22 protein-coding genes are annotated in these 25,905 nt (G+C 71.9%); 12 read left to right on the top strand and 10 right to left on the bottom strand.

Annotation, left to right across the window (positions count from 1 at the left end; all coding sequences use genetic code 11):
- Both STRBO_RS0107880 and STRBO_RS0107875 read left to right on the top strand, forming a co-directional pair.
- The gene (locus STRBO_RS0107880) at positions 1 to 798 is read left to right on the top strand and encodes an AIM24 family protein (RefSeq protein WP_005480173.1); all 798 of its coding nucleotides are present in this window, start codon (positions 1 to 3) and stop codon (positions 796 to 798) included.
- A gap of 137 nt (positions 799 to 935) precedes the next feature.
- Positions 936 to 1,412: a MarR family winged helix-turn-helix transcriptional regulator gene (locus STRBO_RS0107875; protein ID WP_005480174.1), complete on the top strand. Its 477-nt coding sequence runs from the start codon at positions 936 to 938 to the stop codon at positions 1,410 to 1,412.
- 32 nt (positions 1,413 to 1,444) lie between these two features.
- Here the strand turns inward: STRBO_RS0107875 and STRBO_RS0107870 are convergent, their stop codons facing one another.
- The gene (locus tag STRBO_RS0107870) at positions 1,445 to 2,947 is read right to left on the bottom strand and encodes a sensor histidine kinase (RefSeq protein WP_020114028.1); all 1,503 of its coding nucleotides are present in this window, start codon (positions 2,945 to 2,947) and stop codon (positions 1,445 to 1,447) included.
- Positions 2,944 to 3,612 (bottom strand): response regulator transcription factor, encoded by a 669-nt coding sequence (locus STRBO_RS0107865; protein ID WP_005480182.1) that lies wholly within the window; start codon positions 3,610 to 3,612, stop codon positions 2,944 to 2,946. The genes STRBO_RS0107870 and STRBO_RS0107865 overlap by 4 nt, the downstream gene beginning before the upstream one ends.
- A gap of 172 nt (positions 3,613 to 3,784) precedes the next feature.
- On the opposite strand from STRBO_RS0107865, the gene STRBO_RS0107860 reads away from it, so the two are divergent.
- The gene (locus tag STRBO_RS0107860) at positions 3,785 to 4,498 is read left to right on the top strand and encodes a PepSY domain-containing protein (RefSeq protein ID WP_005480183.1); all 714 of its coding nucleotides are present in this window, start codon (positions 3,785 to 3,787) and stop codon (positions 4,496 to 4,498) included.
- Positions 4,499 to 4,586: 88 nt separating this feature from the next.
- Here the strand turns inward: STRBO_RS0107860 and STRBO_RS0107855 are convergent, their stop codons facing one another.
- The 3 genes from STRBO_RS0107855 to STRBO_RS0107845 form a co-directional block, all read right to left on the bottom strand.
- Complete coding sequence (locus STRBO_RS0107855; protein WP_005480184.1) at positions 4,587 to 5,804, bottom strand: MFS transporter; 1,218 nt, start codon at positions 5,802 to 5,804, stop codon at positions 4,587 to 4,589.
- Positions 5,805 to 5,985: 181 nt separating this feature from the next.
- Entirely contained in the window at positions 5,986 to 6,942 is a 957-nt protein-coding gene (meaB, locus tag STRBO_RS0107850; RefSeq protein ID WP_005480185.1) for a methylmalonyl Co-A mutase-associated GTPase MeaB, read from the bottom strand.
- 45 nt (positions 6,943 to 6,987) lie between these two features.
- Positions 6,988 to 8,190: an acetyl-CoA C-acetyltransferase gene (locus tag STRBO_RS0107845; protein WP_005480186.1), complete on the bottom strand. Its 1,203-nt coding sequence runs from the start codon at positions 8,188 to 8,190 to the stop codon at positions 6,988 to 6,990.
- 152 nt (positions 8,191 to 8,342) lie between these two features.
- Between STRBO_RS0107845 and mce the strand changes: the two genes are divergently transcribed.
- From mce to STRBO_RS0107810, 7 genes are all read left to right on the top strand, one after another.
- On the top strand, positions 8,343 to 8,783 hold the full coding sequence (gene mce / locus STRBO_RS0107840) for a methylmalonyl-CoA epimerase (RefSeq protein WP_005480187.1): 441 nt from the start codon (positions 8,343 to 8,345) through the stop codon (positions 8,781 to 8,783).
- 277 nt (positions 8,784 to 9,060) lie between these two features.
- The gene (scy, locus tag STRBO_RS0107835; protein WP_020114026.1) at positions 9,061 to 12,912 is read left to right on the top strand and encodes a polarized growth protein Scy; all 3,852 of its coding nucleotides are present in this window, start codon (positions 9,061 to 9,063) and stop codon (positions 12,910 to 12,912) included.
- Between the two features lie 236 nt (positions 12,913 to 13,148).
- Positions 13,149 to 14,087: a coiled-coil domain-containing protein gene (locus tag STRBO_RS0107830; protein ID WP_005480194.1), complete on the top strand. Its 939-nt coding sequence runs from the start codon at positions 13,149 to 13,151 to the stop codon at positions 14,085 to 14,087.
- A 160-nt stretch (positions 14,088 to 14,247) separates the two neighbouring features.
- The gene (locus STRBO_RS0107825) at positions 14,248 to 15,216 is read left to right on the top strand and encodes an ABC transporter ATP-binding protein (RefSeq protein WP_005480195.1); all 969 of its coding nucleotides are present in this window, start codon (positions 14,248 to 14,250) and stop codon (positions 15,214 to 15,216) included.
- 2 nt (positions 15,217 to 15,218) lie between these two features.
- Complete coding sequence (locus STRBO_RS0107820) at positions 15,219 to 15,989, top strand: ABC transporter permease (protein WP_005480196.1); 771 nt, start codon at positions 15,219 to 15,221, stop codon at positions 15,987 to 15,989.
- A gap of 221 nt (positions 15,990 to 16,210) precedes the next feature.
- A complete protein-coding gene (locus STRBO_RS0107815; protein ID WP_005480197.1) occupies positions 16,211 to 17,458 on the top strand; it encodes an ABC transporter ATP-binding protein in 1,248 nt (415 codons plus the stop codon).
- Positions 17,455 to 18,321: an ABC transporter permease subunit gene (locus STRBO_RS0107810; protein ID WP_005480198.1), complete on the top strand. Its 867-nt coding sequence runs from the start codon at positions 17,455 to 17,457 to the stop codon at positions 18,319 to 18,321. The genes STRBO_RS0107815 and STRBO_RS0107810 overlap by 4 nt, the downstream gene beginning before the upstream one ends.
- A gap of 17 nt (positions 18,322 to 18,338) precedes the next feature.
- Here STRBO_RS0107810 and STRBO_RS0107805 read toward each other — a convergent pair whose 3' ends face one another.
- Complete coding sequence (locus STRBO_RS0107805; RefSeq protein ID WP_005480199.1) at positions 18,339 to 18,689, bottom strand: hypothetical protein; 351 nt, start codon at positions 18,687 to 18,689, stop codon at positions 18,339 to 18,341.
- 219 nt (positions 18,690 to 18,908) lie between these two features.
- Between STRBO_RS0107805 and STRBO_RS0107800 the strand changes: the two genes are divergently transcribed.
- Positions 18,909 to 19,937, top strand: a complete 1,029-nt coding sequence (locus STRBO_RS0107800) for an LLM class flavin-dependent oxidoreductase (protein WP_005480201.1) — start codon at positions 18,909 to 18,911, stop codon at positions 19,935 to 19,937.
- A 79-nt stretch (positions 19,938 to 20,016) separates the two neighbouring features.
- Here STRBO_RS0107800 and STRBO_RS0107795 read toward each other — a convergent pair whose 3' ends face one another.
- The gene (locus tag STRBO_RS0107795) at positions 20,017 to 20,409 is read right to left on the bottom strand and encodes an SCO5389 family protein (RefSeq protein WP_005480204.1); all 393 of its coding nucleotides are present in this window, start codon (positions 20,407 to 20,409) and stop codon (positions 20,017 to 20,019) included.
- A gap of 394 nt (positions 20,410 to 20,803) precedes the next feature.
- Here STRBO_RS0107795 and nucS point away from each other — a divergent pair, with 394 nt between their 5' ends.
- On the top strand, positions 20,804 to 21,475 hold the full coding sequence (gene nucS / locus STRBO_RS0107790; RefSeq protein ID WP_005480208.1) for an endonuclease NucS: 672 nt from the start codon (positions 20,804 to 20,806) through the stop codon (positions 21,473 to 21,475).
- Positions 21,476 to 21,579: 104 nt separating this feature from the next.
- Here the strand turns inward: nucS and STRBO_RS0107785 are convergent, their stop codons facing one another.
- The 3 genes from STRBO_RS0107785 to STRBO_RS0107775 all read right to left on the bottom strand — a co-directional run bounded on the left by STRBO_RS0107785 (position 21,580) and on the right by STRBO_RS0107775 (position 25,884).
- Complete coding sequence (locus STRBO_RS0107785) at positions 21,580 to 24,159, bottom strand: hypothetical protein (RefSeq protein ID WP_005480210.1); 2,580 nt, start codon at positions 24,157 to 24,159, stop codon at positions 21,580 to 21,582.
- Positions 24,160 to 24,527: 368 nt separating this feature from the next.
- Positions 24,528 to 24,851: an STAS domain-containing protein gene (locus STRBO_RS0107780; RefSeq protein ID WP_005480213.1), complete on the bottom strand. Its 324-nt coding sequence runs from the start codon at positions 24,849 to 24,851 to the stop codon at positions 24,528 to 24,530.
- Between the two features lie 184 nt (positions 24,852 to 25,035).
- Positions 25,036 to 25,884 carry a 3-hydroxyacyl-CoA dehydrogenase family protein gene (locus tag STRBO_RS0107775; RefSeq protein ID WP_005480214.1) on the bottom strand — a complete coding sequence of 283 codons (849 nt, stop codon included), beginning with the start codon at positions 25,882 to 25,884 and terminating at the stop codon, positions 25,036 to 25,038.
- Positions 25,885 to 25,905 lie beyond the last annotated feature (21 nt).

Here is a 25,905-nt window from a genome sequence, read left to right as displayed (position 1 = left end):
ATGTACGGGGCCCCGGTCGCCGGCCCGGCCGTCTTCGACCCGATGACGCTGCCGTCCGACGACAACGTCAACAACTACACCTTCTGCGTGGAGCTCAAGGGGAGCCAGTGGTTCCTGCAGAAGGGCAAGATGATCGCCTACTACGGCCAGATGGAGTTCAACGGCATCGGGCACGGCCGATTCGGCGGTCTCGTCCGTACGTCGTTCCATTCGCCTCTGCACGCGAGCGACTGGGTCGTGGCGGAGGGGTCGGGCAAGATGCTCCTCGCCGACCGGGCCTTCGACGTCAATTCGTATGACTTGGAGGACGGCAACCTGACCATTCGCTCGGGCAATCTCCTCGCTTTTCAGCCAAGTCTCGCGCTCAAGCAGTCGATCGTTCCGGGCTTCCTGACCCTCATCGGAACGGGCAAGTTCGTGGCGGCCTCCAACGGCCCGGTGGTGTTCATGGAACCCCCCATCCGGGTGGATCCGCAGGCCCTGGTCGGGTGGGCCGACTGCCCCTCGCCCTGCCACCACTACGACCACGGCTACATGGCGGGCCTCATGGGCGGTCTACGTGCGATGACGGGCCTCGGCGGCGCCTCCGGGGAGGAGCACCAGTTCGAGTTCGTCGGGGCGGGCACGGTCCTGCTCCAGTCCTCCGAGACCCTCATGGCCGAGCAGGCCACGGGCATGGTTCCGCACGAGCCCGGCGTACCCGGTGGCGGTGGGGTACCGGGTCAGCACGGACAGCCGGCGGGGGCACCGCGCCTTCCCGGACAGCTGGGGGACCTCCAGCGTCGCTTCGGGCTGTGAGCGGTAGTCTGCGGAGTGTGACATCGAACGTGTGCGCGTTGTCATGCTCCACCCCCGTAAGACCTGACCTGTCCGTACGACCGGAACGACCTCACCCTCACTAGTTCGCCTTTCAACATTTTAGGTAGACTTCATTCATGGAGACCGAAACGGCCACACGCTGGCTGACCGATGCGGAGCAGTGCGCCTGGCGCACCCATCTGGACGTCAACAGGCTGCTGACCCACCAGCTCGAAAGAGACCTGCAGCCGTTCGGCCTGACGATGAACGACTACGAGATCCTGGTGAACCTCTCCGAGTCGGAGGGCCGCCGGATGCGGATGAGCGACCTCGCCGCCGCCACCCTCCAGTCCAAGAGCCGTCTCTCGCACCAGGTCACCCGCATGGAGAACGCGGACCTGGTGCGCCGGGAGAACTGCGAGTCCGACCGGCGCGGACTGTTCGCCGTGCTGACGGAGCACGGTCTGGAGACGATGCAGCGGGTCGCGCCGCACCATGTCGCCTCGGTACGACGGCACTTCATCGACCTGCTGCCGGAGGAGTCGCTGGAGGAACTGCACAAGTCGCTGACACCGATCGCGGATCACCTCCGAAGCCATCGCGGCAGGCCGTGACCCTCCTTCGGTGACGACCGGGGACCGCGGCCTCAGCTTCGGCCGCGGGTCCCCCGTCGCCGCTCGCGCCCCCGGGGCGGAGCCGCCTGTGTCGCCGCCCCGCGCCCCTGGCTCTCCCGGGGCAGCCGGAGTTCGAACAGCGCTCCCCCGCCGGGTGCGTCCCCGATCGTCAGGGTGCCCGCGTGGCGGAGCGCGATGTCCCTGGCGATGGCCAGGCCGAGGCCCGCGCCGCCGTCGTCCCTGGCCCGGGACTCGTCCAGCCGGACGAAGCGTTCGAAGACCCGTTCACGGTCGGCCTCGGGGACGCCCGCGCCGTCGTCCGTGACCTGGAGAATCGCCCACTGCGGGGTGGTGCTCAGAGTGACGGCGACCCGGTCGTGGGCGTGACGGCGGGCGTTGTCCAGGAGGTTGCCGAGAACGCGGCAGATCTGGGTGCGCGAGCCGCGCAGTTCGACGGACTCCTCGCCGTCCCAGGTCACGCCCTCCCGGGACGCCACCTCCTCCCGTACGACCTCCGCCAGGTCGAACCGCGCCTCCGGCGGCGGCTTCTCCCCCGCGTCCAGCCGGGCGAGCAGCAGCAGGTCGGCGGCGAGGCTCTGCAGCCGTACGGTGTCCTCGACCGCCCCCTCCAGATCCAGCAGCTCCGGGTGTGCCGCGCCCACTTCGAGCTGGGTGCGCAGGGACGCGATCGGGCTGCGCAGCTCGTGCGAGGCGTCCGCGACGAACGCCCGCTGCCGCTTCACCGAGGTCTCCAGCGCGGCCAGCGTCTCGTTCGTCGTCCGCGCCAGCCGCGCGATCTCGTCGTGCGTGTCCGGCTCGGGGACACGTCGGGAGAGGTCCTCGGAGGCGGTGATGGCGGCCATCTCGGACCGGATGCCCTCCACGGGGCGCAGCGCCCGCCGGGTGACGGCGTACGTCACCCCGCCGACGGTGAGCAGCAGCAGCGGCAGGCCGATGAGCATCGTCGTCAGCGTGGTGCCGACGGCGTCCTCCTCGGTGGACAGCGGGGCGCCCGCGTAGACGGTGAGCGGCACGCCGGCGGGCGTGACCACGTCGACGGCGGCGAACCGGTAGTCCGCCGTCACCCCCTCGACGGTCGCGGTGCCCTCGCCGTACCAGCTCTCGTCGGCGACCTCGCGGGCGCCGAGCGTGCCGTCGTCCTCGGCGTCCCGGTCGCCCTCCGCCCGGTCGTCGACGTCGTCGTTGGTCTCGGAGTTCAGCCGGTCCGAGGCGACGGCGGTCACGTTCATGCCCTCGACGTCCTCGCCGACCGCGACGGGCTTGTCCGCGCGGTCCAGGACCTCGACGGGGTTCTCGTCGCCGTCCGGCAGTCTCAGCTCGTCGTAGGCGAACCCGTTCGCCAGCGCCGAGGCGGCGTTGCGGGCCACGGAGTCGGCCTCGGTGTCCGCCTTGTCGACGAGGGTGAACCGCAGCGAGAGCAGGACGGCGGTGCCCGCCGCGACCAGGGCGACGGCGACGACGACGGTCGCGGCGAGGGTGGCGCGGGCCCGCACCGAACCCAGGCGGCGTCTCACGGGCGGGCCTCCAGTCGGTAACCGGCCCCGCGCACGGTCTTGATGAGCGTGGGGCCGAGCTTGCGGCGCAGGGTGCTGATGTAGACCTCGACGATGTTCGGGTCGCCGTCGTAGGCGAAGTCCCAGACGTGCTCCAGGATGTCGGCCTTGGAGACGACCTCACCGGCTCTCAGCACGAGCTGCTCCAGGACGGAGAACTCCTTGGTGGTGAGGGTGATCTCCTCCTCGGTGAGGAACACGCGCCGGGCGGCGGTGTCGAGCTTCAGCTCGCCGACCTCGTGCACGGGCGAGGCGCCGCCCGAGGCGTTGCGCCGCCGCAGCAGTGCCTTCACCCGGGCGACGAGGACGACGTAGGAGAACGGCTTGGTCAGATAGTCGTCGGCGCCCGTGTCCAGGCCCTCCGCCTCGTCGTACTCGCCGTCCTTCGCGGTGAGCATCAGGATCGGCACGTCGTGTCCGGCGGCGCGCAGGGCGGCGCACACGCGGTAGCCGTTCATGCCGGGCAGCATGATGTCGAGGATCACGAGGTCGTACGCCCCCTCGCTCGCCCGGTGCAGGCCCTCGACCCCGTCGTGGACGACGTCCACGGCGTACCCCTCGGCCGTCAGCCCCTTGGCCAGCGACACCGCGAGCCGCTTCTCATCTTCCACGATCAACAGGCGCATGCCTTCAGCTTGGCAAACCGAACCTGAAGCGGTCTTCAGGGGGCTTCAGGTCCGCTTCAGCGTCGGTCCGCCAGATTGGTCCTCGTCGCAAGCAGACGAGGCCGACAAGCCGCCTGCAACCGGCGAGATCATCCGTAACTGGTTGCAGCCAGTCGCATTCTGGAGGAAACCCATGAAGCGCAACATCGTCATCGCCACCCTCACGGCCGTCGCGCTGATCGGCGGCGGCACCGCGACCGCCATCGCGGTGGCGGGTGACGACGAGGCGCCCGCGAAGAAGACCGTGTCGGTGTCGAACGACGACAACGACCGCGACGACGTCAACGACCCGGACGACCGCGACGACTCGGCCCGGGACAAGGCGGAGGACAGGGCCGAGGACAAGGCCGCCCGCGACACGGACCAGGACGCCGAGGACAAGGCCGAGAACGCCGCCGAGGCGAAGGCGGGCCAGGTCACGGCCGCCGACGCGATCGCGACGGCCCTGAAGCACAGGTCCGGTACGGCGGTCTCCGCCGACCTCGACGACGAGGGCACGACCCTGGTGTGGGACGTCGACGTGCTGACCGACGGCGGCAAGTGGTTCAGCGTCCAGGTCGACCCCGGCAACGGCAAGGTCCTCGGCTCCCACGCCGACCGCGACGACGACGGTGACGACGCCGCCGAGACCCGGCAGATCCGCGCCGCGCTGAAGGGCAGCGAGGTGACCGCCGCGGAGGCCGCCGAGGCCGCCGCCGCGAAGGGCACCGTGACCTCCGTCGACCTCGACGAGGAGAGCACGGACCGGGCGTGGGAGGTCGACACCACCGCCGCCGACGGCACCGGCAGCGACTGGAGGGTCGCCCTCGACTCCGGCAAGCTCACCGCCGACCGCACCGAGGACTGACCTCCCGCACCCCTCGGCCACCAGGCTTCACTCTCCCCCCACAGGTAGGGGCACCCGGCGCATGGCACCGGGTGCCCCTACCGCCGTTTCAGCCGGCGTCGCCCGCCGTACGGAGCCCGAGGCCGACGGCGCTCGCCGCGAGCAGGGCCGCGCCGCCCGCGAGGGCGAAGCCGAGGGCCGGGGGGAAGTGGGCCACCAGCAGGCCCGAGGCGGCCGCGCCCGCCGAGATACCGGCGTTCACGGCCGTGTTGACCCAGGCACCGGCCTGGGTGCGTGCGGTGGACGGGGCGGAGGCGTCGGCGACGAGGTACGCGGTGGTCAGGGCCGGTGCGACGAAGAGGCCGGCACAGACGACGGCGCCGGTGAGTGCCGCGAGGTTCGGGGCGAGCCCGGCGGCGGCGAGGGCGAGGCCGAGGCCTCCCGTCAGCAGCGACAACCGTACGCGGGCGCCGGAGCGCCACTCGATCGCGCCGTACGCCAGGCCGCCCACCGCGCTTCCGGCGGACAGCGCGGCGAAGATCCAGGCCACGACGGTGTCCCCGCGCCCGTGGTGCTCGGCGAAGGCCAGCACCAGCAGGTCGAGTGCGCCGAGCGACAGGCCGACCCCGCCGGCCGCGACGACGGGCGGCACGATCCCGGTCACCATCCGGGGCGTCCGTTTCCGGGCCCCCTCCTGCGGCGCGGGCGCACGCCCCGGCACACGCGCCACGGCCGGAGAGGTCACGAACCCGCACGTTCCCGCCACGACCAGCAGCGCCGCCCCGGCCACGGCGGCGGCCGGGGCGGCGACCTGCACGATCCCGCCCACCACCAGCGGCCCCGACACGAACAGCAGTTCCTCCGCGACCCCGTCGAGGCTGTACGCGCGCCGCAGCAGCCCCGGGTCCGCGGCGAGTTCGCTCCACACCGTCCGCATCGTCGGGCCGAGCGGCGGCGTACAGGCCCCCGCCGCCACCGCGACGGCCCCCAGCACCGCCCCCGACGCCCCCGGCCGCCAGCTCGCCACGGCCAGCGCCCCGAGCAGCGCGGCGTACGACGAGGCCATCGGCAGCAGCGCGCGGCGGGGGCCGTAGCGGTCGACGAGCGCCGCCCGCGCGGGCGACAGCAGGACACTGGTGGCCCCGAACAGGGCCATCACCGTGCCGGCGACGGCGTACGACCCGGTCGTCCGGGTCACGGCGAGCAGCACGGCGATGGACACCATGCCGTAGGAGAGCCGGCCGACGAGCACGGCGGCGAAGGCGCGGCGGGCGTACGGGATGCGGAGCACCGAGGCGTACGACGGCCGCGGAATGGTCGCGGACATGCGAAATGTTCCTCACCTGGAGGCGAAAAGGGGGACACCGATGTCCCGCGCGGCGACGACACGTCGCCGGCGGGAGGGTCCGCCTCTACGCACGGTGAAGGAACATGCGGTCAAACTAGCAGCCGCCCGCGACACGTCCCCAGGGGCTTTCGGGTGGGTGCGGGGCGGGCGACGGCCGGGCTCAGCCCTCCGTCAGGCCCGCCACCAGTTCGTCCGCCGCCCGGTAGGGATCCAGTTCCCCCGCCACGATCCGCTCGGCGAGAGCCGACAGGCGGCGATCGCCGTGCAGGTCCCCGATCCGCTCCCGCAGCGCGGTCACCGCGATGGTCTCCACCTCGCGCGCGGCCCGGACCCGCCGGCGGTCCGCGAGGACCCCGCGCTCCTCCATCCAGGCCCGGTGCTTCTCCAGGGCCTGGACGACCTCGTCGATCCCCTCGGCCCGCGCCGCGACCGTCTTGACGATCGGCGGGCGCCAGTCCCCGGGACGACGGGACTCGCCCAGCCCCAGCATGTGGTTCAGCTCGCGCGCGGTCGCGTCGGCGCCGTCCCGGTCGGCCTTGTTGACGACGTAGACGTCACCGATCTCCAGGATTCCGGCCTTGGCCGCCTGGATGCCGTCCCCCATGCCGGGTGCCAGCAGCACCACGGACGTGTCCGCCTGCGAGGCGATCTCCACCTCGGACTGGCCCACGCCGACCGTCTCGACCAGGATCACCTCGCACCCGGCCGCGTCCAGCACCCGGATCGCCTGCGGGGCCGACCACGCCAGACCACCCAGATGGCCGCGCGTCGCCATCGAACGGATGTACACGCCGGGGTCGGAGGCGTGCTCCGACATCCGGACCCGGTCGCCGAGGAGGGCGCCGCCCGAGAAGGGCGACGAGGGGTCGACGGCGAGCACGCCCACCCTCTTCCCGGCCCGCCGGTACGCCGTCACCAGCGCCGACGTGGACGTGGACTTGCCCACGCCGGGCGAGCCGGTGAGACCGACGACGTACGCCCCGCCGGTCAGCGGGGCCAGTGCCGCCATGACCTCACGGAGCTGCGGGGACGCCCCCTCCACCAGGGAGATCAGCCGGGCCACGGCCCGCGGCCGGCCTTCCCTGGCCTGGGCCACCAGGGTGGAGACGTCCTGCATCACAGCTCCGTTCACGAGGAAGGCGGTACGTCGTGCACCGAGGCTTTAGGCCTTGGGTACCCGCACGACCAGCGCGTCACCCTGCCCGCCGCCACCGCACAGCGCGGCCGCGCCGACACCGCCGCCGCGCCGCTTCAGCTCCAGGGCCAGATGCAGGACGAGACGGGCACCGGACATGCCGATGGGGTGCCCGAGGGCGATCGCGCCACCGTTGACGTTCACCTTTTCCGGGGAAACACCGAGATCCTTCATTGACTGCACGGCGACCGCGGCGAAGGCCTCGTTGATCTCGATCAGGTCGAGATCGGCGACGTCCAGGCCGTCCTTCTTCAGGGCGTGCAGGATCGCGTTCGAGGGCTGCGACTGCAGGGAGTTGTCCGGGCCCGCGACGTTGCCGTGGGCGCCGATCTCGGCGAGCCACGTGAGGCCCAGCTCCTGCGCCTTCTCCTTGCTCATGACGACCACGGCCGCCGCGCCGTCGGAGATCTGCGAGGCCGACCCGGCCGTGATCGTGCCGTCCTTGGCGAAGGCGGGCCGCAACCTGCCGAGGGACTCGGCGGTCGTCTCGCCGCGGATGCCCTCGTCCTGGCTGAAGACGACCGGCTCACCCTTGCGCTGCGGGATCTCGACCGGCGTGATCTCCGCCTCGAAGAGGCCGTTCTTCTGGGCGGCGGCGGCCCGCTGGTGGGACTGGGCGGCGATCTCGTCCTGCTCGGGGCGCAGGATGCCGAGGCGCGTGTTGTGCTTCTCCGTGGACTCGCCCATGGCGATGTTCTCGAAGGAGTCCGTGAGCCCGTCGTGCGCCATCGCGTCGAGCATCTGGATCGCCCCGTACTTGTAGCCCTCACGGGACTTCGGGAGCAGGTGCGGGGCGTTCGTCATGGACTCCTGGCCGCCGGCCACGATCACGTCGAACTCGCCGGCGCGGATCAGCTGGTCGGCCAGGGCGATGGCGTCGAGGCCCGAGAGACAGACCTTGTTGATCGTGAGCGCGGGCACGTTCATGGGGATGCCCGCCTTGACGGCGGCCTGGCGTGCCGGGATCTGCCCCGCCCCGGCCTGGAGCACCTGGCCCATGATCACGTACTGCACCTGGTCGCCGCCGATGCCCGCGCGGTCCAGTGCGGCCTTGATCGCGAATCCGCCGAGGTCGGCTCCGGAGAAGGACTTCAGCGAACCGAGCAGTCGTCCCATGGGCGTACGGGCGCCCGCGACGATGACCGAGGTCCTGCCGTTCGTTCCAGTCATGAGGTGCGATCCCCTTCCAGCTTGCACAGCCGAGAAGTGAGTGAACGAGGGTTTACTTCGAATGTACTGAGTGGCACTCCGTGCCGTCACCGGGCTGTCGGTGTGATCGCGCGCACGTTGCGTAACCGGCGCCGGGGCGCTGCACTGACACCATGCTGACGCGAATCGACCACATCGGGATCGCCTGTTTCGACCTGGACAGGACTGTCGAGTTCTACCGGGCCACCTACGGCTTCGAGGTGTACCACTCCGAGGTCAACGAGGAGCAGGGCGTGCGCGAGGCCATGCTCAGGATCAACAGCACGGACGACGGCGGAGCCTCCTACCTGCAGCTCCTGGAGCCCACCCGCGAGGACTCCACCGTCGCGAAGTGGCTGGCCAAGAACGGCGAGGGGGTCCACCACATCGCCTTCGGCACGGCGGACGTCGACGGCGAGGCCGCCGCGATCAAGGAAAAGGGCGTACGCGTCCTGTACGAGGAGCCGCGCATCGGCTCCATGGGGTCACGGATCACGTTTCTGCACCCCAAGGATTGCCATGGCGTACTGACAGAACTGGTCACTTCGGCGCCAGTTGAGTCACCTGAGCACTGACCCCCGTACATATGGGCCGGTAGGGTTGGGGTCGGCCGTCGCCTTCGAGGGGGACGGCCCGGGTTCCGCCGCCTTGCGACGAGCGGGATCCAAGGGCACCGCGGCGATCCATCAGCGGCTGCCCGAGGGCCGGGGTCCAGGTTTCGGGGGACGAGGGTGAGGGCGGCAGCCCGTGCTCCGCCGTTGATCTGACACCATTCCCCGGGGGGCACCGTTCGGCGGTTGGACGGAGCCCGTTTGCCAGAGGTTGCGACCAGGGGACGGATGGGACCGCGCAGTGCGGGGCTACGAACGCCAGGAGCGAGAGCCGGCGGCTGACGTCGACCACCTCTCTCGGTTCGAGGCCGAGATGGAGCGGCTGAAGACCGAGCGGGAAAAGGCGATCCAGCACGCCGAGGACCTCGGCTACCAGGTCGAGGTGCTGCGCGCCAAGCTGCACGAGGCGCGCCGCACCCTCATGTCCCGGCCCGCCTACGACAACGGTGGCGACCTCGGGTACCAGGCCGAGCAGATGCTCCGCCAGGCCCAGATGCAGGCCGACCAGCTGCGCACGGACGCCGAGCGCGAGCTGAGCCAGGCGCGGGCGCAGACCCAGCGGATCCTGCAGGAGCACGCCGAGCAGGCCGCGCGGCTCCAGGCGGAGCTGCACCAGGAGGCCGTCACCCGTCGCCAGCAGCTGGACCAGGAGCTCTCCGAGCGCCGCCAGACGGTCGAGTCGCACGTCAACGAGAACGTGGCGTGGGCCGAGCAGCTGCGCGCCCGCAGCGAGGCCCAGGCCCGCCGGCTCGTCGACGAGTCCCGCGCGGAGGCCGAGCAGGCGCTGGCCGCCGCCCGCGCCGAGGCCGAGCGGCTCGCCACCGAGGCCCGCCAGCGGCTGCAGAGCGATGCCGAGGCCGCCCGCGGCGAGGCCGACCAGATCCTGCGCCGGGCCCGTGCCGAGGCGGAGCGGCTGCTGAACGCGGCCTCCACCCAGGCCCAGGAGGCCACCGAGCACGCCGAGCAGCTGCGCAGCTCCACCGCCACCGAGTCGGACTCGGCCCGCCGCCAGGCCTCCGAGCTGAGCCGGACCGCCGAGCAGCGCATGGCGGAGGCCGAGACGGCCCTGCGCGAGGCTCGCGCCGAGGCCGAGAAGCTGGTCACGGAGGCGAAGGAGAACGCGGCCAAGGCCGTCGCCGGCGCCGAGTCGACCAACGAGCAGCGCACGCGTACGGCCAAGGAGCAGGTCGCCCGGCTGGTCACGGAGGCCACGAAGGAGGCCGAGGCCACCAAGGCGGCCGCCGAGGAAGCCGTCGCGGACGCCAGGGCCCAGGCCGAGAAGATCGTCGCCGAGGCCTCCGAGAAGGCCCGCTCGATCACGGCGGAGGAGTCCGCCTCCCAGCTCGCCAAGACGGCCAAGACCGCCGAGGACGTGCTGAACAAGGCGTCCGAGGAGGCCAGGAGCACCACCAAGGCCGCCGTCGAGGAGGCCGAGCGCATCCGCGCCGAGGCCGAGGCCGAGGCCGACCGGCTGCGCGCCGAGGCACACGACCTCGCCGAACAGCTCAAGGGCACGGCGAAGGACGACACCGAGGAGTACCGCGCCAAGACGGTCGAGCTGCAGGAGGAGGCGCGCCGGCTGCGCGGCGAGGCCGAGCAGCTGCGCTCCGACGCGGTCGCCGAGGGCGAGCGGATCCGCTCCGAGGCCCGGCGCGAGGCCGTCCAGCAGATCGAGGAGGCGGCCAAGACCGCCGAGGAGCTGCTCGCCAAGGCCCGCACGGACGCCGACGAACTGCGCCAGACGGCCACCGCGGACAGCGAGAAGGTCCGCACCGAGGCCATCGAGCGCGCGTCCACGCTGCGCCGCCAGGCCGAGGAGACCCTGGAGCGCACCCGCAAGGAGGCCGAGCGCTACCGCGCCGAGGCCGCCGAGCAGACCGAGGAGCTGAAGGCCGAGGCCGAGCGCGCCGCCCGTGAGCTGCGCGAGGAGACCGAGCGGGGCGTCGAGGCCCGCAAGGCCGAGGCCGCCGAGGAACTGACCCGGCTGCACACCGAGGCCGAGGGCCGTCTGGCCTCCGCCGAGGAGGCGCTCGCCGACGCCCGCGCCGAGGCCGAGCGGATCCGCCGCGAGGCCGGCGAGGAGAGCGACCGGCTGCGTTCCGAGGCCGCCGAGCGCATCCGTACGCTCCAGGCGCAGGCCGAGGCCGAGGCCGAGCGGCTGCGCGACGAGGCCGCGGCCGACGCGTCCGTGTCCCGCGCCGAGGGCGAGTCCGTCGCCGTACGGCTGCGCTCCGAGGCCGCGGCCGAGGCGGAGCGGCTGAAGTCCGAGGCGAAGGACACCGCCGACCGGGTACGGGCGGAGGCGCAGGCCGCGGCCGAGCGGCTCGCCACGGAGGCCTCGGAGACCCTGGCCGCCGCGCAGGAGGAGGCCGCCCGGCGCCGCCGCGAGGCCGAGGAGCTGCTCGGCGCGGCCCGGCATGAGGCCGACCAGGAGCGCCGTCGGGCCCGCGAGCAGAGCGAGGAGCTGCTGGCCTCGGCGCGCACCCGCGTGGAGGAGGCCCAGACCGAGGCCGTACGGCTGGTCGAGGAGTCCGAGCGGCGCGCCGGCGAGATGGTGTCGGCGGCCGAGCAGCACGCCCAGCAGGTACGGGAGTCGGTCGCCGGGCTGCACGAGCAGGCCCAGGAGGAGATCGCCGGGCTGCGCAACACCGCCGAGCACGTGGCGGACCGTATGCGCCGGGAGGCCGAGGAGGAGTCCGACCGGGTCCGCGCCGACGCCTACGCGGAGCGGGAGCGGGCCACCGAGGACGCCAACCGGGTCCGCCGGCAGGCCCGGGACGAGACGGACGCCGCCAAGGCGCTCGCCGAGCGCACGGTCGGCGAGGCCATCAGCGAGGCGGAACGCATCCGTTCGGAGGCGTCCGAGCACGCCCAGCGGGTCCGTACGGAGGCCTCGGACGCCATCGCGCGGGCCGACCAGGACGCCTCGCGCACCCGGGCGGAGGCCCGCGACGACGCCAACCGCATGCGGTCGGACGCGGCCACCCAGGCCGACACCCTCATCACCGAGGTCACGGCCGAGGCCGAGCGGCTGACGCGGGAGACCAACGAGGAGGCCGAGCGCGTCCGGGCCGAGTCCGTCGCCAAGGCCGACCGGCTGATCGGCGAGGCCACCGACGAGGCCGAGCGGCTGCGGGCCGAGGCGGCCGCGACGGTGGGCTCCGCACAGCAGCACGCCGAGCGGGTCCGGGCCGACGCCGAACGCGCGCGGGCCGAGGCGGAGGCGGAGGCGGACCGGCTCATGGCGCACGCCCGCGACGAGGCCGACAACACGCTCGACGCGGCCCGCAAGGACGCCAACAAGCGGCGCTCCGAGGCCGCCGAGCAGGTCGACACGCTCATCACCGAGACGGCCGCCGAGGCCGACAAGCTGCTCGCCGAGGCGCAGTCGCAGGCCCTGAAGACCACCGCGGACGCCGAGGGGCAGGCCGACTCCATGGTCGGCGCGGCCCGCAAGGAGGCCGACCGGCTGGTCGCCGAGGCGACCGTCGAGGGCAACTCCACCGTGGAGAGGGCCCGCACGGACGCCGACGAGCTGCTGGTCGGGGCGCGCCGGGACGCAACCGCCATAAGGGAGCGGGCCGAGGAGCTGCGGGACCGCATCACCGCCGAGATCGAGGCACTGCACACGCGGGCCCGCCGTGAGGCCGCCGAGACGATGAAATCGACCGGCGACCGCTGTGACGCGCTCATCAAAGCGGCCGAGGAGCAGTTGGAGAAGGCGACGTCGAAGGCCAAGGAGATCGTTTCCGAGGCCAACTCCGAGGCGGGCAAGGTCCGTATCGCCGCGGTGAAGAAGGCCGAGGGTCTCCTGAAGGAGGCCGAGCAGAAGAAGTCCACGCTCATCCGCGAGGCCGAGGAGCTGAAGGCCGAGGCGATCCGCGAGGCGCGCCGCACGGTCGAGGAGGGCAAGCGCGAGCTGGAGGTTCTGGTCCGGCGCCGCGAGGACATCAATGCGGAGATCTCCCGTGTCCAGGACGTCCTGGTGGCGTTGGAGTCTTTTGAGGCCCCGTCGGGCGGCAAGGACGGTGGAGTCAAGACGGGCGCCACGGCGGGTGCGACCCGTTCGGGTGGCAAGTCGTCAGACAGCTAGCGGTACCGGGGCGTTGCGGGTATGTTCCCGCCCCGCCTCGGGCGCTACGGAGACCTATTCGTGCCCGTTCTGTGCTTGCCAAGGCGGTTATGCAAAGTTTCTGGCAAGTATTCCGATGGTCGGCCACCAAAAGGGGTGTCATTCTCCAGATCAAACGTGCATCTGCTCGATGACACGCCGCTTCGCCCCCTAGGATTCCACCTATCACCTCACCGGTCTCATTCGACAGGAACCCCATGAGCGACACTTCCCCCTACGGCTTCGAGCTTGTGCGGCGTGGATACGACCGCGCTCAGGTGGACGAACGTATCTCCAAGCTCGTCTCCGACCGTGACTCCGCTCTCGCCCGCATCACCGCTCTGGAGAAGCGCATCGAGGAGCTCCACCTCGAGACGCAGAACGCCCAGGCCGCGGTGACCGACGCCGAGCCGTCCTACGCCGGTCTCGGCGCGCGCGTCGAGAAGATCCTCCGCCTCGCCGAGGAGGAGGCGAAGGACCTGCGCGAAGAGGCCCGCCGCGCCGCGGAGCAGCACCGCGAGCTCGCCGAGTCGGCGGCCCAGCAGGTGCGCAACGACGCGGAGTCCTTCTCCGCGGAGCGCAAGGCCAAGGCCGAGGACGAGGGCGTCCGGATCGTCGAGAAGGCCAAGAGCGACGCTTCGCAGCTGCGTGCCGAGGCGCAGAAGGACGCTCAGTCCAAGCGCGAGGAGGCGGACGCCCTCTTCGAGGAGACCCGCGCCAAGGCCGCTCAGGCCGCCGCCGACTTCGAGACGAACCTCGCCAAGCGGCGCGAACAGTCCGAGCGGGACCTGGCCTCGCGTCAGCAGAAGGCGGAGAAGCGTCTCGCCGAGATCGAGCACCGCGCGGAGCAGCTTCGCCTGGAGGCCGAGAAGCTGCGCACCGACGCCGAGCGTCGCGCCCGCCAGACGGTGGAGACCGCGCAGCGTCAGGCCGAGGACATCGTCGCGGACGCGAACGCCAAGGCCGACCGGATCCGTTCGGAATCCGAGCGCGAGCTGGCGGCGCTCACCAACCGCCGCGACTCGATCAACGCCCAGCTGACGAACGTGCGCGAGATGCTGGCGACCCTCACGGGAGCGGCCGTCGCCGCGGCCGGCTCGCCGGTCGCCGACGACGAGCCGATCTCGCGTGGGGTTCCGGCGCAGCAGTCCCGGTAACGCCTTCGCCTGTCGGCAGCGGCCGGACGAGGCAACGGACCCGCGTCTCCCCTCCGGGGGGCGCGGGTCTTTGGTGTCCCGGTGCGGCGCCCGGAGGGCTGGGTGGTGGTCGGCGGGTGTTCCGGTGGCAGGGCTCCGGGGCCCGTTCTAGCGTTGCCGCATGATCGAGATCGACCGGCTGACCAAGCGGTACGGCGAGAAGGTGGCGGTGAACAATCTGACCTTCGCCGTGCGGCCCGGGATCGTGACCGGGTTTCTCGGGCCGAACGGGGCCGGGAAGTCGACGACGATGCGGATGATCCTGGGGCTCGACCGGCCCACCGCGGGGGACGTACGGATCGACGGCACGCACTACGCCGGTCTCCGCGATCCGCTCACCCGCATCGGAGCGCTGCTGGACGCCAAGGCCGTGCACGGCGGCCGCAGCGCCTTCCATCACCTGCTCTGTCTGGCCCAGAGCAACGGGATCCCCCGGGCACGGGTGCACGAGGTGCTGGACACCGTCGGCCTCACCACGGTCGCGCGGAAGAAGGCCAAGGGGTTCTCCCTCGGGATGGGGCAGCGGCTCGGGATCGCAGGCGCGCTGCTCGGCGACCCCCGCATCCTGATGTTCGACGAACCGGTCAACGGCCTCGACCCCGAGGGCATCCACTGGATCCGGAACCTGATGAAGTCCCTCGCGGCGCAGGGCCGGACCGTCTTCGTGTCGTCGCACCTGATGAGCGAGATGGCGCTGACCGCCGACCACCTCGTCGTCATCGGGCAGGGCCGGCTGCTCGCCGACACCTCGATGGCGGAGTTCATCCGGCAGAACTCACGCTCGTACGTACGCATTCGCACACCTCAGCGAGAGCGACTGCTCGACGTGCTGCACGCCGTCGGCCTGATGGTCGTGGAGACGGGCAGCGGCGCGCTGGAGGTGGACGGCGGGAAACCGGAGGAGATCGGCGAGCTGGCCGCCCAGCACCAGATCGTGCTGCACGAGCTGAGCCCCCAACAGGCCTCACTGGAGGAGGCGTTCATGCAGCTGACGGCCGAGTCGGTGGAGTACCACGCGCACGACGGCACCCCGGCGCGGACCCCGGCCCCCGTCGCCGGCTGGGGCGGAACCTGGAAGCGGGAGGGCTGACCATGGCCGCCGCCCAGGTGGTCCGCTCGGAGTGGACCAAGATCCGTTCGGTGGCGTCCACGGTGTGGACGCTGTCGCTGGCCGGGGTCGTCACGATCGCCCTCGGCGTGCTGATCTCGCTGCTGTCGAAGAACGAGTTCGACAATCTGAGCCGCCAGGACAGGCTGTCGTTCGACCCGACGTTCATCAGCTTCGCCGGGATGACCCTCGGACAGCTGGCGATGATCGTGTTCGGGGTGCTGGTCGTGTCGAACGAGTACAGCACCGGCATGATCCGGACCTCACTGGCCGCCGTCCCGCAGCGCGGCACCTTCCTCTTCGGCAAGATCGCGGTGGCCACCGCCCTCGCTTTCGCGGTGGGGCTCGTGACGAGCTTCGTGACCTTCTTCCTGGGGCAGGCGATGCTCGGTTCGCACCGCGCCGGGATCGGTGACCCGGGCGTCCTGCGCGCGGTCTTCGGCGGCGGGCTCTACATGACCCTCATCGCCATGTTCTCCATGGGCGTCGCGGCGATGCTGCGCAGCCCGATGCTGTCGCTCGGCATCCTGATGCCGTTCTTCTTCCTGATCTCCAACATCCTCGGCAACGTCGGCGCCACCGAGAAGGTCGGCCGGTACCTGCCCGACCAGGCCGGCAGCAAGATCATGCAGGTCGTCACCCCCCTGGACGACGACACGCCGTACGGCCCGTGGGGCGGTCTCGCCATCATGGCGCTGTGGGTGGCGGCGGCCCTGCTCGGCGGGTATCTGATGCTGAGGCAACGGGACGCGTGAGCGTCGCGCACCGGCCGTCCCCCGTGACCGGCGGCCTGACCAGCGGCCTGACCAGCGGCCTGACCAGCGGTTACGTACATGCCAAGTCGATGGGGCGGTGACCTGCGAGGTTTTACTCCCTCTTGGGCGGAACCGTCAACGCCCCGATAAGCTCCTCATCCATACGGGGGCGTGCGCCCCGACGTCCGCGGACGTCCTGAACCGTTCGATGGGTGCGGAGCATGATCGAGGCAGTCGGCCTGACAAAGCGCTACGGCGCCAAGACGGCCGTGTACAACCTTTCCTTCCAGGTGCGGCCGGGGGCCGTCACCGGCTTCCTGGGGCCCAACGGCTCCGGCAAGTCGACGACGATGCGCATGATCCTGGGCCTGGACAACCCCACCTCCGGGCAGGTGACGATCGGCGGCTATCCGTACCGCAAACTGCCGAACGCGGCCCGGCAGGTCGGCGCCCTCCTCGACGCCAAGGCGGTGCACGGCGGCCGGCACGCCCGTAACCACCTGCTGTCCCTGGCCCAGCTGTCCGGTATCCCGGCCCGCCGGGTGGACGAGGTGCTCGGTGTCGTCGGCCTCCAGGACGTGGCCAAGAAGCGCTCCAAGGGCTTCTCCCTCGGCATGGGCCAGCGGCTCGGCATCGCCGCCGCCCTGCTCGGCGACCCGCAGGTGCTCCTCTTCGACGAGCCGGTCAACGGCCTCGACCCCGAAGGCATCCTCTGGGTCCGCAACCTGATGAAGGCGCTGGCCGCCGAGGGCCGTACGGTCTTCGTCTCCTCGCACCTCATGAGCGAGATGGCGGTGACCGCCGACCACCTCATCGTGATCGGGCGCGGGCAGCTGCTCTCCGACATGAGCATCAAGGACTTCATCTCGGCCAACTCCGCCGACTTCGCGCGGGTCCGGACGCCGGACGCCGAGCCGCAGCAGCGCGAGAAGCTGACGTCCGCGCTGACCGAGGCGGGCGGCCAGGTGCTGCCCGAGCAGGACGGCGCGCTGCGGGTCATGGGTCTGCCGCTCCCCCGCATCAGCGATCTCGCGCACGGCGCCGACGTACGCCTGTGGGAGCTGTCGCCGCACCAGGCGTCGCTGGAGGAGGCGTATATGCGGATGACGCAGGGCGCCGTCGACTACCGCTCGACGACCGACCAGAAGGCCGGCCTCCAGCAGCCCCTGCCGCCCGGCGCGCAGCCGCCGATGCCGGTGCCCGGTCAGGGCCAGCCGGGCTGGTACGCCCCGCCGGCGCCCCAGAACGGCCGGCCGTACGCGCCGCAGGGCCGGCCCGTGGCGCCCGGGCAGCAGGGCCAGCCGCCTGCCGGTCCCTACGGGGCTCCGGCGCCCGGCCTGCCCCAGCCCAACCCGTACGCCCAGGCCGCGCCCCAGGCCCCCGCGCAGCCCGCCGCCGCGCCGGCCCCGGCACCGGCCGCCTCCGCCGCGCCCGCCGCCGACCTGACGAAGTCCGAGGACGCCCGATGAGCACGCCCCAGCCGCCCCTCACGCAAGCGCCGCCCGCCCCCCAGTGGCAGGGCGCGCCGGGCACGTCGTACACCTCGCCGATCCCGGTGGTGCGCACCCACCTCGGGCACGCGATCTCCTCCGAGTGGACGAAGATCAAGTCGGTCCGCTCGACGATCTGGACGCTCGGCGTCTTCGTCGTCCTGGTGATCGGCCTGGGTCTGCTCTTCGCCCTGATCGCCTCCTCCACGGACATGAACCTGGAGGGCGAGTCCCCGCTGGGCCTCGGTCTGTTCGGACTGATGATCGGCAGCGTCTGCGTCCTCACGCTCGGGGTGCTGACCACCGCCTCCGAGTACGGCACGGGCATGATCCGGACCACGATGACCGCGTGCCCGAACCGCGGCCGGGTCCTGGCCGCGAAGGCGATCGTGTTCTTCGCGCTCACGTTCACGGTCACCCTGGTCACCACCGCGTTCGTCGGTTTCGCCCAGGTCGCGATCCTGGAGGGCAACGGCGCCACGAGCCCCGACGGCCAGGAGTGGTTCAAGGCCACCGTCGGCGTGAGCCTGTTCCTCGCGCTGTTCGGGCTGCTGGCGCTGCTGATGGGCTCGCTGATCCGGCACTCCGCGGGCGCGATCACCCTCATGCTCGGCGTCTTCCTCGCCCCGCTGGTCATCGCGATCTTCATGTTCTCGGAGTCGCTGAAGGAGGTCCAGGAGTTCCTGCTGGAGTACTCGATCCCCAGCCAGCTGAGCGTCTTCTACGGCGCGGAGCTCAGCCAGTCCGGCCCGTCCGGCTGGGAGCCTCTGTGGATCATGTTCGCGCTGACGGGGGCGGCGTTCGTCGGCGCCTACGCGCTGCTGGAGCAGCGGGACGTGTGACCGGGGACCGAGGGGTGTCAGAACCTCGGCGCGTTACGGGACCGCTGCACCCGCGAGGTGCGGCGGTCCTTCGCGTTCCAGCACGCCTTGTGCCAGTGGCGGCGCTCGTCGACGCCCGAGTGCTCGGGCCAGGCGACGACGTGCGGCACCCCGGAGGGGATCATCTGGTCGCAGCCGGGGCAGCGGTAGGTCTTGCCCGCCGCGCTCGCGCCCGCCACATGACGCACGCTCCACTCCTCGCCCCGCCAGGGCTCGCTGGTCTGCCAGCCGCCGTAGCGGTCCGACCGGTCGTCCTCCGCGCTGCGGCCTGACGGACCCGACGGACCCGACGAACCCTGGTCCTTGGGGCGGTTGCGACGCGGGGACACGGGACACCTCACGGGGCTATACAGGGAGCAGGATTGGTCCAGCCTACGCGCGCCCGGCAGGGGTACGCGTACGTCACCAAACCCCCCAGATCGCCCTCCGCTCGGCCCATTCTGCAGACAATCGGCAAATCTCGCCGCCAGGCCGTGACTTCGGCACGTGTCACACGGTTATGCCGGTGGGGGAGCTCCCGATTCGGAGCCGAGGAAGCAGGAAGATCGATGCACGTAGGAACATTTGTACTGGGCGCCCAGTTCCCCGGCCAGGGCCAGGGGGAGGCGCTCCACCGGGCGGTACGGACCACGGAAGTGGCCGAGGAGGCCGGGCTGGACGCGGTCTGGCTGGCCGAGCACCACTTCGTGCCGTACGGCACCTGCCCGTCGGCGATCACCCTCGCCGCGCTGCTGCTGGGCCGCACCCGGCGCATCCGGGTCGGCACGGCGGTCAGCGTGCTGCCCACCGTCCATCCCGTGGCCCTGGGCGAGCAGGCCGCCCTGCTGCATGTGACGTCCGGCGGACGCTTCTCCCTGGGCGTCGGACGCGGCGGCCCGTGGGTCGACCTGGAGGTCTTCGGCGCCGGACTGGAGGCCTACGAGAAGGGGTTCCCGGAATCACTCGATCTGCTCATGCGCTGGCTGCGCGAGCCGTCGGTGTCGGCGTCGGGGGAACGATTCAGCTTCCGCGAGGTCCCGGTCGTCCCGAGGCCCGCCGAGGACCTGGACGAGACGCCCGGTCCGGAGGTCGTCGTCGCCTGTACCTCACCCACGAGCGTACGGCTGGCCGCCGAGCGGGGGCTGTCGATGCTCCTCGGGATGCACGTCGGGGACGAGGAGAAGTCCGAGATGGTCGCCCTGTGGCGCAAGCACGCCCGGGCGGCGGGCCGTTCACCGGAGGAGATCTCCGGCGCGGCCCATGTCTCGGCCGGCGTCTGCCAGATCGCGGACCGGCGCACCGACGCCGTGGAGGCGCTCACCAAGGCGATGCCGGGCTGGCTGAAGCAGGGCCTCGACGCCCATGTGACCGTCGACGGCCGCGCCCGCGCCATGCGCGACCCGCTGGCGTACACCGAACTGCTCTGCGGGCTGCATCCGGTGGGGACCCCCCGGCTGTGCGCCGACCGCCTCGCGGCCACCAGCGAGCGGACGGGCATCTCCCGCTTCGCCCTGCTCGTCGAGGGCTCCGGCGATCTGGCGGCCACGGAGGAGAACGTACGACGACTCGGTGCCGAGGTGCTGCCTCACCTCGGCTGAGCCACTACGGGGAGCTTGCCGCCCCGGTTACCGATGCACCTCCCGCGGTCGGAGCGGCAAGCCGTGCTGCGTCACGACCTCAGCAGTCCCTGAGTTCCGGGGACTGGTTGAGGAGTTGGCCACGGATCGAGGTGAAGCGGGCCAGCCTGTCGTCCACGGACGGGTCCAGAGGGAACACCGCCACACGGTGGCAGTTCTGGAAGGCCAGCCGTACACCGAAGTGCCGCTGCAGCGCGCCGCGGATCGCGTCGCTGGCGAGCGCGCGCAGCAGTTGTCCGCGTGCCTGCTCGTCCGGCGGGGGCGTCTGGTTGTCGGCGAACTCTCCGCCGTCGACCTTCAGCTGGGCCACCAGAGAGCTGATCATCTCCCAGGCGTAGGGCAGGGAGGTCCGGACGCAGTCGACGAAGGCGGCTTCGTCGACCTCGCCTCGCTCGGCCTGTTCGAGTAGGGCCGGTGAGACGTCGAGCGACATGGGTTCTCCTCTCGCACCCCCACAACAACAGGGGTTGACGGACAAGGGCGGAGGGCGCGCGCCGGACACGCAGAGTGCATGGTTCGCGACCTCCAGTTTCTACGGTAAGGAACCGAACGGGGCCGCACCAGGAGATTGCGCGCACCGACACGGCGCGAGACGCTCACAATCAGCCAATGCCGAACAGGAGTTGTCAGAGGCACATGCCGGAGGACGACGGAAGCCCACGTGAGGGGGTTGGGGAAGGTGACGGAGGGCGACAGCGACCGCACGGGATCGGCCTGACAGTCGAACGGACTCCTGCCGGACGCGTCAGCGGCGCAGTGACCTCCGGCCGAGCCCTCACGACGGTCGAATCGCGCGCACCCGTCGGCGTCGAGTAGCGTTGCCGACCATGCGTCTCGTCATTGCCCGCTGCTCCGTCGACTACGCGGGCCGGCTCACCGCCCATCTCCCCTCGGCCCCCCGTCTGATCCTCGTGAAGGCGGACGGCAGCGTGTCGATCCACGCGGACGACCGGGCCTACAAGCCCCTCAACTGGATGTCGCCGCCCTGCACGCTGAAGGAGGGGTCGGGGGACGAACAGGGCGTCTGGACCGTCATCAACAAGGCGGGCGAGAAGCTCATCATCACGATGGAGGAGGTCCTCCACGACTCCTCGCACGAGCTGGGCGTCGACCCGGGCCTGATCAAGGACGGCGTCGAGGCGCACCTCCAGGAACTCCTCGCCGACCGCATCGACACCCTCGGCGAGGGCTACACGCTCATCCGCCGCGAGTACATGACGGCCATCGGCCCCGTCGACATCCTGTGCCGGGACGGCGACGGCGCGACGGTCGCGGTCGAGATCAAGCGGCGCGGCGAGATCGACGGGGTGGAGCAACTCACCCGCTATCTGGAACTGTTGAACCGCGACCCGCATCTCGCGCCGGTCCGCGGCATCTTCGCCGCTCAGGAGATCAAGCCCCAGGCCCGCGTCCTCGCCACCGACCGCGGCATCGGCTGCGCGGTCCTCGACTACAACGCCCTGCGCGGCATCGAGGACGACAAGCTGCGGCTGTTCTGAGCGCCTTCGAGGAACACGCGGGAGGGCCGGGTCCGGTGGACGGACCCGGCCCTCCCGCGTCGAACGAAGCGTTGAACGAGGCGTCGAACGGACGGCACGGAAGCTCAGGCGGGCGTCCCGCCCCGTGACTCGGCGGTGGCCACCGGGGCGCCCGCGGCACCGGTGGACTCGACGGCCCGCCCGGAGGTCGGCGCACTGGCGCTGTTGGTGTCGTCCGGCGGCGGCGGGTCCTGGCTCCCGCCACCGGTCGGCGTCGGGGTGGGCGTGGGAGTCGGCGTCGGGGTGGGTGTCGGGGTCGGCGTGGGCGAGCCGGACTCGTCCTCGGACTCCGACGGCGTCGGCTTCGGCGACGACTTCGTCGGGGACGGCGTCGGCTTGCCCGTCGGCCCCTCCGTACCGCTCGGGTCGTCCGACGGGTCCGCGCTGTCCGTGGGCGTCGGGTCGTCCGACGTGCCGTACGTGCCGTCGGGGCCCGGATCGGTCGGCTCGGGCACGGCACCCGGGGCGTCCCCGTCCTCGCCCGTCTTGGGGCGGTCCGCGACGAGCCCGCCGTCGTCGACGCCCGCGCTGGCGGAGGGGTTGACGCCGACCCTCTCCGCCGGGGTGTCGCCGCCCCGGTCGGAGGTCGCGCCGAGAATCACCACGGTGCCCAGGACGGCCGCGAGCAGGGCCCCCGCGCTCGTGGCGACCAGGTTGCGCCGGGCGCCGCCCACGAGGCTCTTGAAGCCGCCGAACCGGAGCGCGGCGAAGGCGCCGTCGGACCGGTGCGTGACGAGCGTGCTGTCGTGGCCCGGGGGGTACGACGACGATCCACCGCCGCTCGCCGCTGCCGCGCCCGTCGTCCCCGGGCCGACCACCCCGAAGCCCATCGGCGGGTAGGCGGACGGCACGCCCCCGGGAGGTGAGACCGACTCCTCGTGCCGGGCGCCCGGCACCTCCTCCCCCACCGCCGTACGCCCGCCGGGCGGGGTCGCCCCGGAGCGGTCGGCGACCAGGGCGAGTGCCCGGCGGCCGGCGACGGTGCCGCGCTTGTCCGCGAGGACGTTGCGCAGCCCGATGGAGGCCTCCAGCTCGGCCCGGGCGCGCTCCAGCTGCCCGCAGCAGAGCGCGAGGACACCCAGCTCGTGGTGGAAGTAGGCCTGTTCGCCGGTCTCGTCGGCGAGGGCCGCCGCTTCGGCGCCGGCCCGCAGCGCCCGCTCCCAGGCGCTCCAGCGCTGCCCCGCCGCGAACGCGGGCGCGGCCTGCCGGGCCAGCACCAGGGCGGCGCTCTCGCCGTCCTCGCCGGGCGGGGTCGTGCCCGGGACGAGCGCGGCGAGGGCGGCCAGTACGGCGTCCGCCTCGGCCGAGACCCGCTCGGGGGTGACCGAGGGGTGCCCGGCCCACCAGGCGTAGTGCTGGGCGGCGGCGCCGGCGCGTGTCTCGGCGTCGTCGGCGTACCCGGCGGCCTCCAGTTGGGCGCGCACCCCGGCGGCGAGCCGGTAGCGGGTACCGACAGGTGTCACCAGCGCGCAGCCGACCAGTTCGCCGAGGGCCGCGTCGGCGTGGGTGTCGCCCACGAGCGCGGGCAGGTGCGCCTGGTGCGGGATCTCCCCGCCGAGGGCGACCGCGAACCTGAGGGTCTCGCGGGCCGAGGCGCCCAGCCGGGAGGCGAGCAGCGCGGCGGGGGCGGCTCCCTCGGCGAGCGAGGGCAGGGGGACGTCGTGCTCGCCGGCGGCGTCGTAGGGGGCGTCGGCGGGCGGTGCCTCCTGGAAGACCCCGAACTCGTCGACGGCGTCCTCGCCGGCCCGCTGCCGGTCCCGCTGCCTGAGCAGCGCCCCGGCCTGGGTGAAGCGCAGCGGCAGCCCCTCGGACTCGAACCAGAGGTCGCCGGCCCAGTTCGACTCGTCCTCGGTGAGCGGCCGCCCGACGACGCGCTCCAGGAGCTGCTCGCTGCCGACCCGGTCGAGACCGCCGAGGACGATCTCCTCCAGGGGCGCGTCGGGGGACGGCAGGGGGATGTCGGGGGTGGCGGCGATGAGGAAGGCGCACTCGGGGGTCGCGTCGAGCAGCTCGTCGAGCGCGATGCCGCCGAACTCCAGGTCGTCCAGGACGACGACCGCGCCGATGTCCCGCACGATGTCGATGATCTGCTGCCGGGCCGGCCGGAACAGGGGTGTGCTGTACACGGCTGCGAACAGTTCGTACAGCAGGTCGTCGGCCGTGCGCCGGAAACCGCTCAGCCGGACGACGCCGTCGGGGGCCAGGTCCGCGCAGTCCTCGGCGACCGTGTCGAGGAGGGTGGTGCGACCGGAGCCGGGGGATCCGGTGAGGCGGACGGAGCGGCCGCGGGCGAGGAGCCGTACGAGCCGGTCTCTCTCCTCGTCGCGCTGGAGCAGGGGGAGCCGGGGCAGCGAGGGGCCCGGGGGCACCGGCGGACGGGCGGCGCGGTCGAGCGCGGCGCGGTCGTCCGGCGTGTGCTTCATGGGCCGACCAGGCAGTTCGGCCGGTGGGCAGGTCTCTATCTCACTGCCGTCGACGGGGTTGACGGTGAGCAGGAAGTCGCCCGAGACGAGCTGGACGGTGCGGGCGAGTGCCGGAGCGTGCCGGTCGAAGTCCTGCGTCAGCGCGTCCCGTGGCGGACGCTTGCTCTGCGCCTGTCCGTCGTCGTGGCCGTACTCTTCGGGTCCCCGGTTGTTCGGGTCCATCGGTTCAAGCCCCCCAAAAGCGTCTCGTGTGCTGGAGCCCCTCCCGGCCTTGCCGCACACCGCGCTGTCGCTTCTGGTCCGGAACCCGCGCGAGGGTAGCTGGCAGCGGGCAGCCGAACCCTAAACCTTTGCACAGTATCTCCGACAGTCCGGGGTCCCGCGCCGTCCGAGACATCACGGTCTCGTGAGGATTGCGCGTGTGGTGCGTTTCGCCCTCATGGTCCCCATGACCCCCTGCGTCTCCACGGCCCTCGGGGTCCATGACGACGGGAGGGTCCATACCGACCGAAGGGTCGTACCGACCGGTGGGTCATGCCGACCGGGTGTCCCGCACACACCGAGGCATACGTAGAGATCCACACACGCGTTCAGACTCTGGGCAACGACTCCAGACCGATGCCGCCCTCGATCGCCAGGATGCGGTGCAGCCGGGTGGCCACGAGCAGCCGCTGCATCTGCGGTGGCACCTCGCGCAACACCAGCCGCCGTCCGCACCGTCCCGCCCGCCGGTGGGCTCCCATGATCACCCCGAGTCCGGTGGCGTCCCAGGAGTCCAGCTCTGACAGGTCGAGCACCAGGTCGCCGGCTCCGTCGTCGACGGCCGAGTGCAGGACCGTACGGGCGTCCGCCGCGCTGCGTACGTCGAGGCGGCCCCCGACGACCAGCTCGGCGTGGTCGCCCCTGATGTACATAAGCGCTCCCCGTGAGTGCGTCTCGTACTCCGTGATGTGGGTGATGCAACGTCTGACGGCGTTTGACACCGCCAGGTTGCCGTCTGTGAGCGAACCGATACCGAATTCACCTCAAGGGGTGAGGCCGGAGAGGCTCATGCGTTCACATGCGTGGGAAGTGCCGCCCGTGACGCGTGGATCGGCGTCAGTAGGTGTAGAAGCCCTGCCCGCTCTTGCGTCCGATGTCACCGGCGTCCACCATCCGGCGCATCAGCTCTGGAGGGGCGAACTTCTCGTCCTGCGACTCGGTGTAGATGTTGCTCGTGGCGTGCAGCAGGATGTCGACGCCCGTCAGGTCGGCGGTGGCCAGCGGCCCCATCGCGTGGCCGAAGCCCAGCTTGCAGGCGAGGTCGATGTCCTCGGCGGTGGCGACGCCCGACTCGTACAGCTTCGCGGCCTCCACGACGAGGGCGGAGATGAGACGGGTCGTCACGAAGCCGGCGACGTCACGGTTGACGACGATGCAGGTCTTGCCGACCGACTCGGCGAACTCCCGCGCGGTGGCGAGCGTCTCGTCGCTCGTCTTGTAGCCGCGCACCAGTTCGCACAGCTGCATCATCGGCACCGGCGAGAAGAAGTGGACGCCGACGACGCGCTCGGGGCGCTCGGTGGCCGCCGCGATCTTGGTGATCGGGATCGCGGAGGTGTTCGAGGCGAGCACGGCGTCCTCGCGGACGACCTTGTCGAGCGCCCGGAAGATCTCGTGCTTCACCTCCAGCTTCTCGAAGACCGCCTCGACGACGATGTCCGCGTCGGCCGCCGCGTCGAGGTCCGTGGTGGCGGTGATCCGGCCCAGCGCCGCCTCGGCGTCCTCGGCGGCCAACTTGCCCTTGCTCACGAACTTGTCGTACGACGCCGTGATGCCGCCGATGCCACGGTTCAGCGCCTCGTCGGTGACGTCGCGCAGGACGACGTCCCAGCCCGCCTGCGCGGACACCTGGGCGATGCCGGACCCCATGAGCCCGGCTCCGATGACGGCGAGCTTCCGTGCCACTGTGCGACTCCCCTGGTACGC

This window comes from Streptomyces bottropensis ATCC 25435, assembly GCF_000383595.1.
GTDB classification, from domain to species: Bacteria; Actinomycetota; Actinomycetes; order Streptomycetales; family Streptomycetaceae; genus Streptomyces; species Streptomyces bottropensis.
The sequence above is the reverse complement of the archived record's forward strand: the minus strand, read 5'-3'. Positions and strand labels throughout refer to the sequence as shown.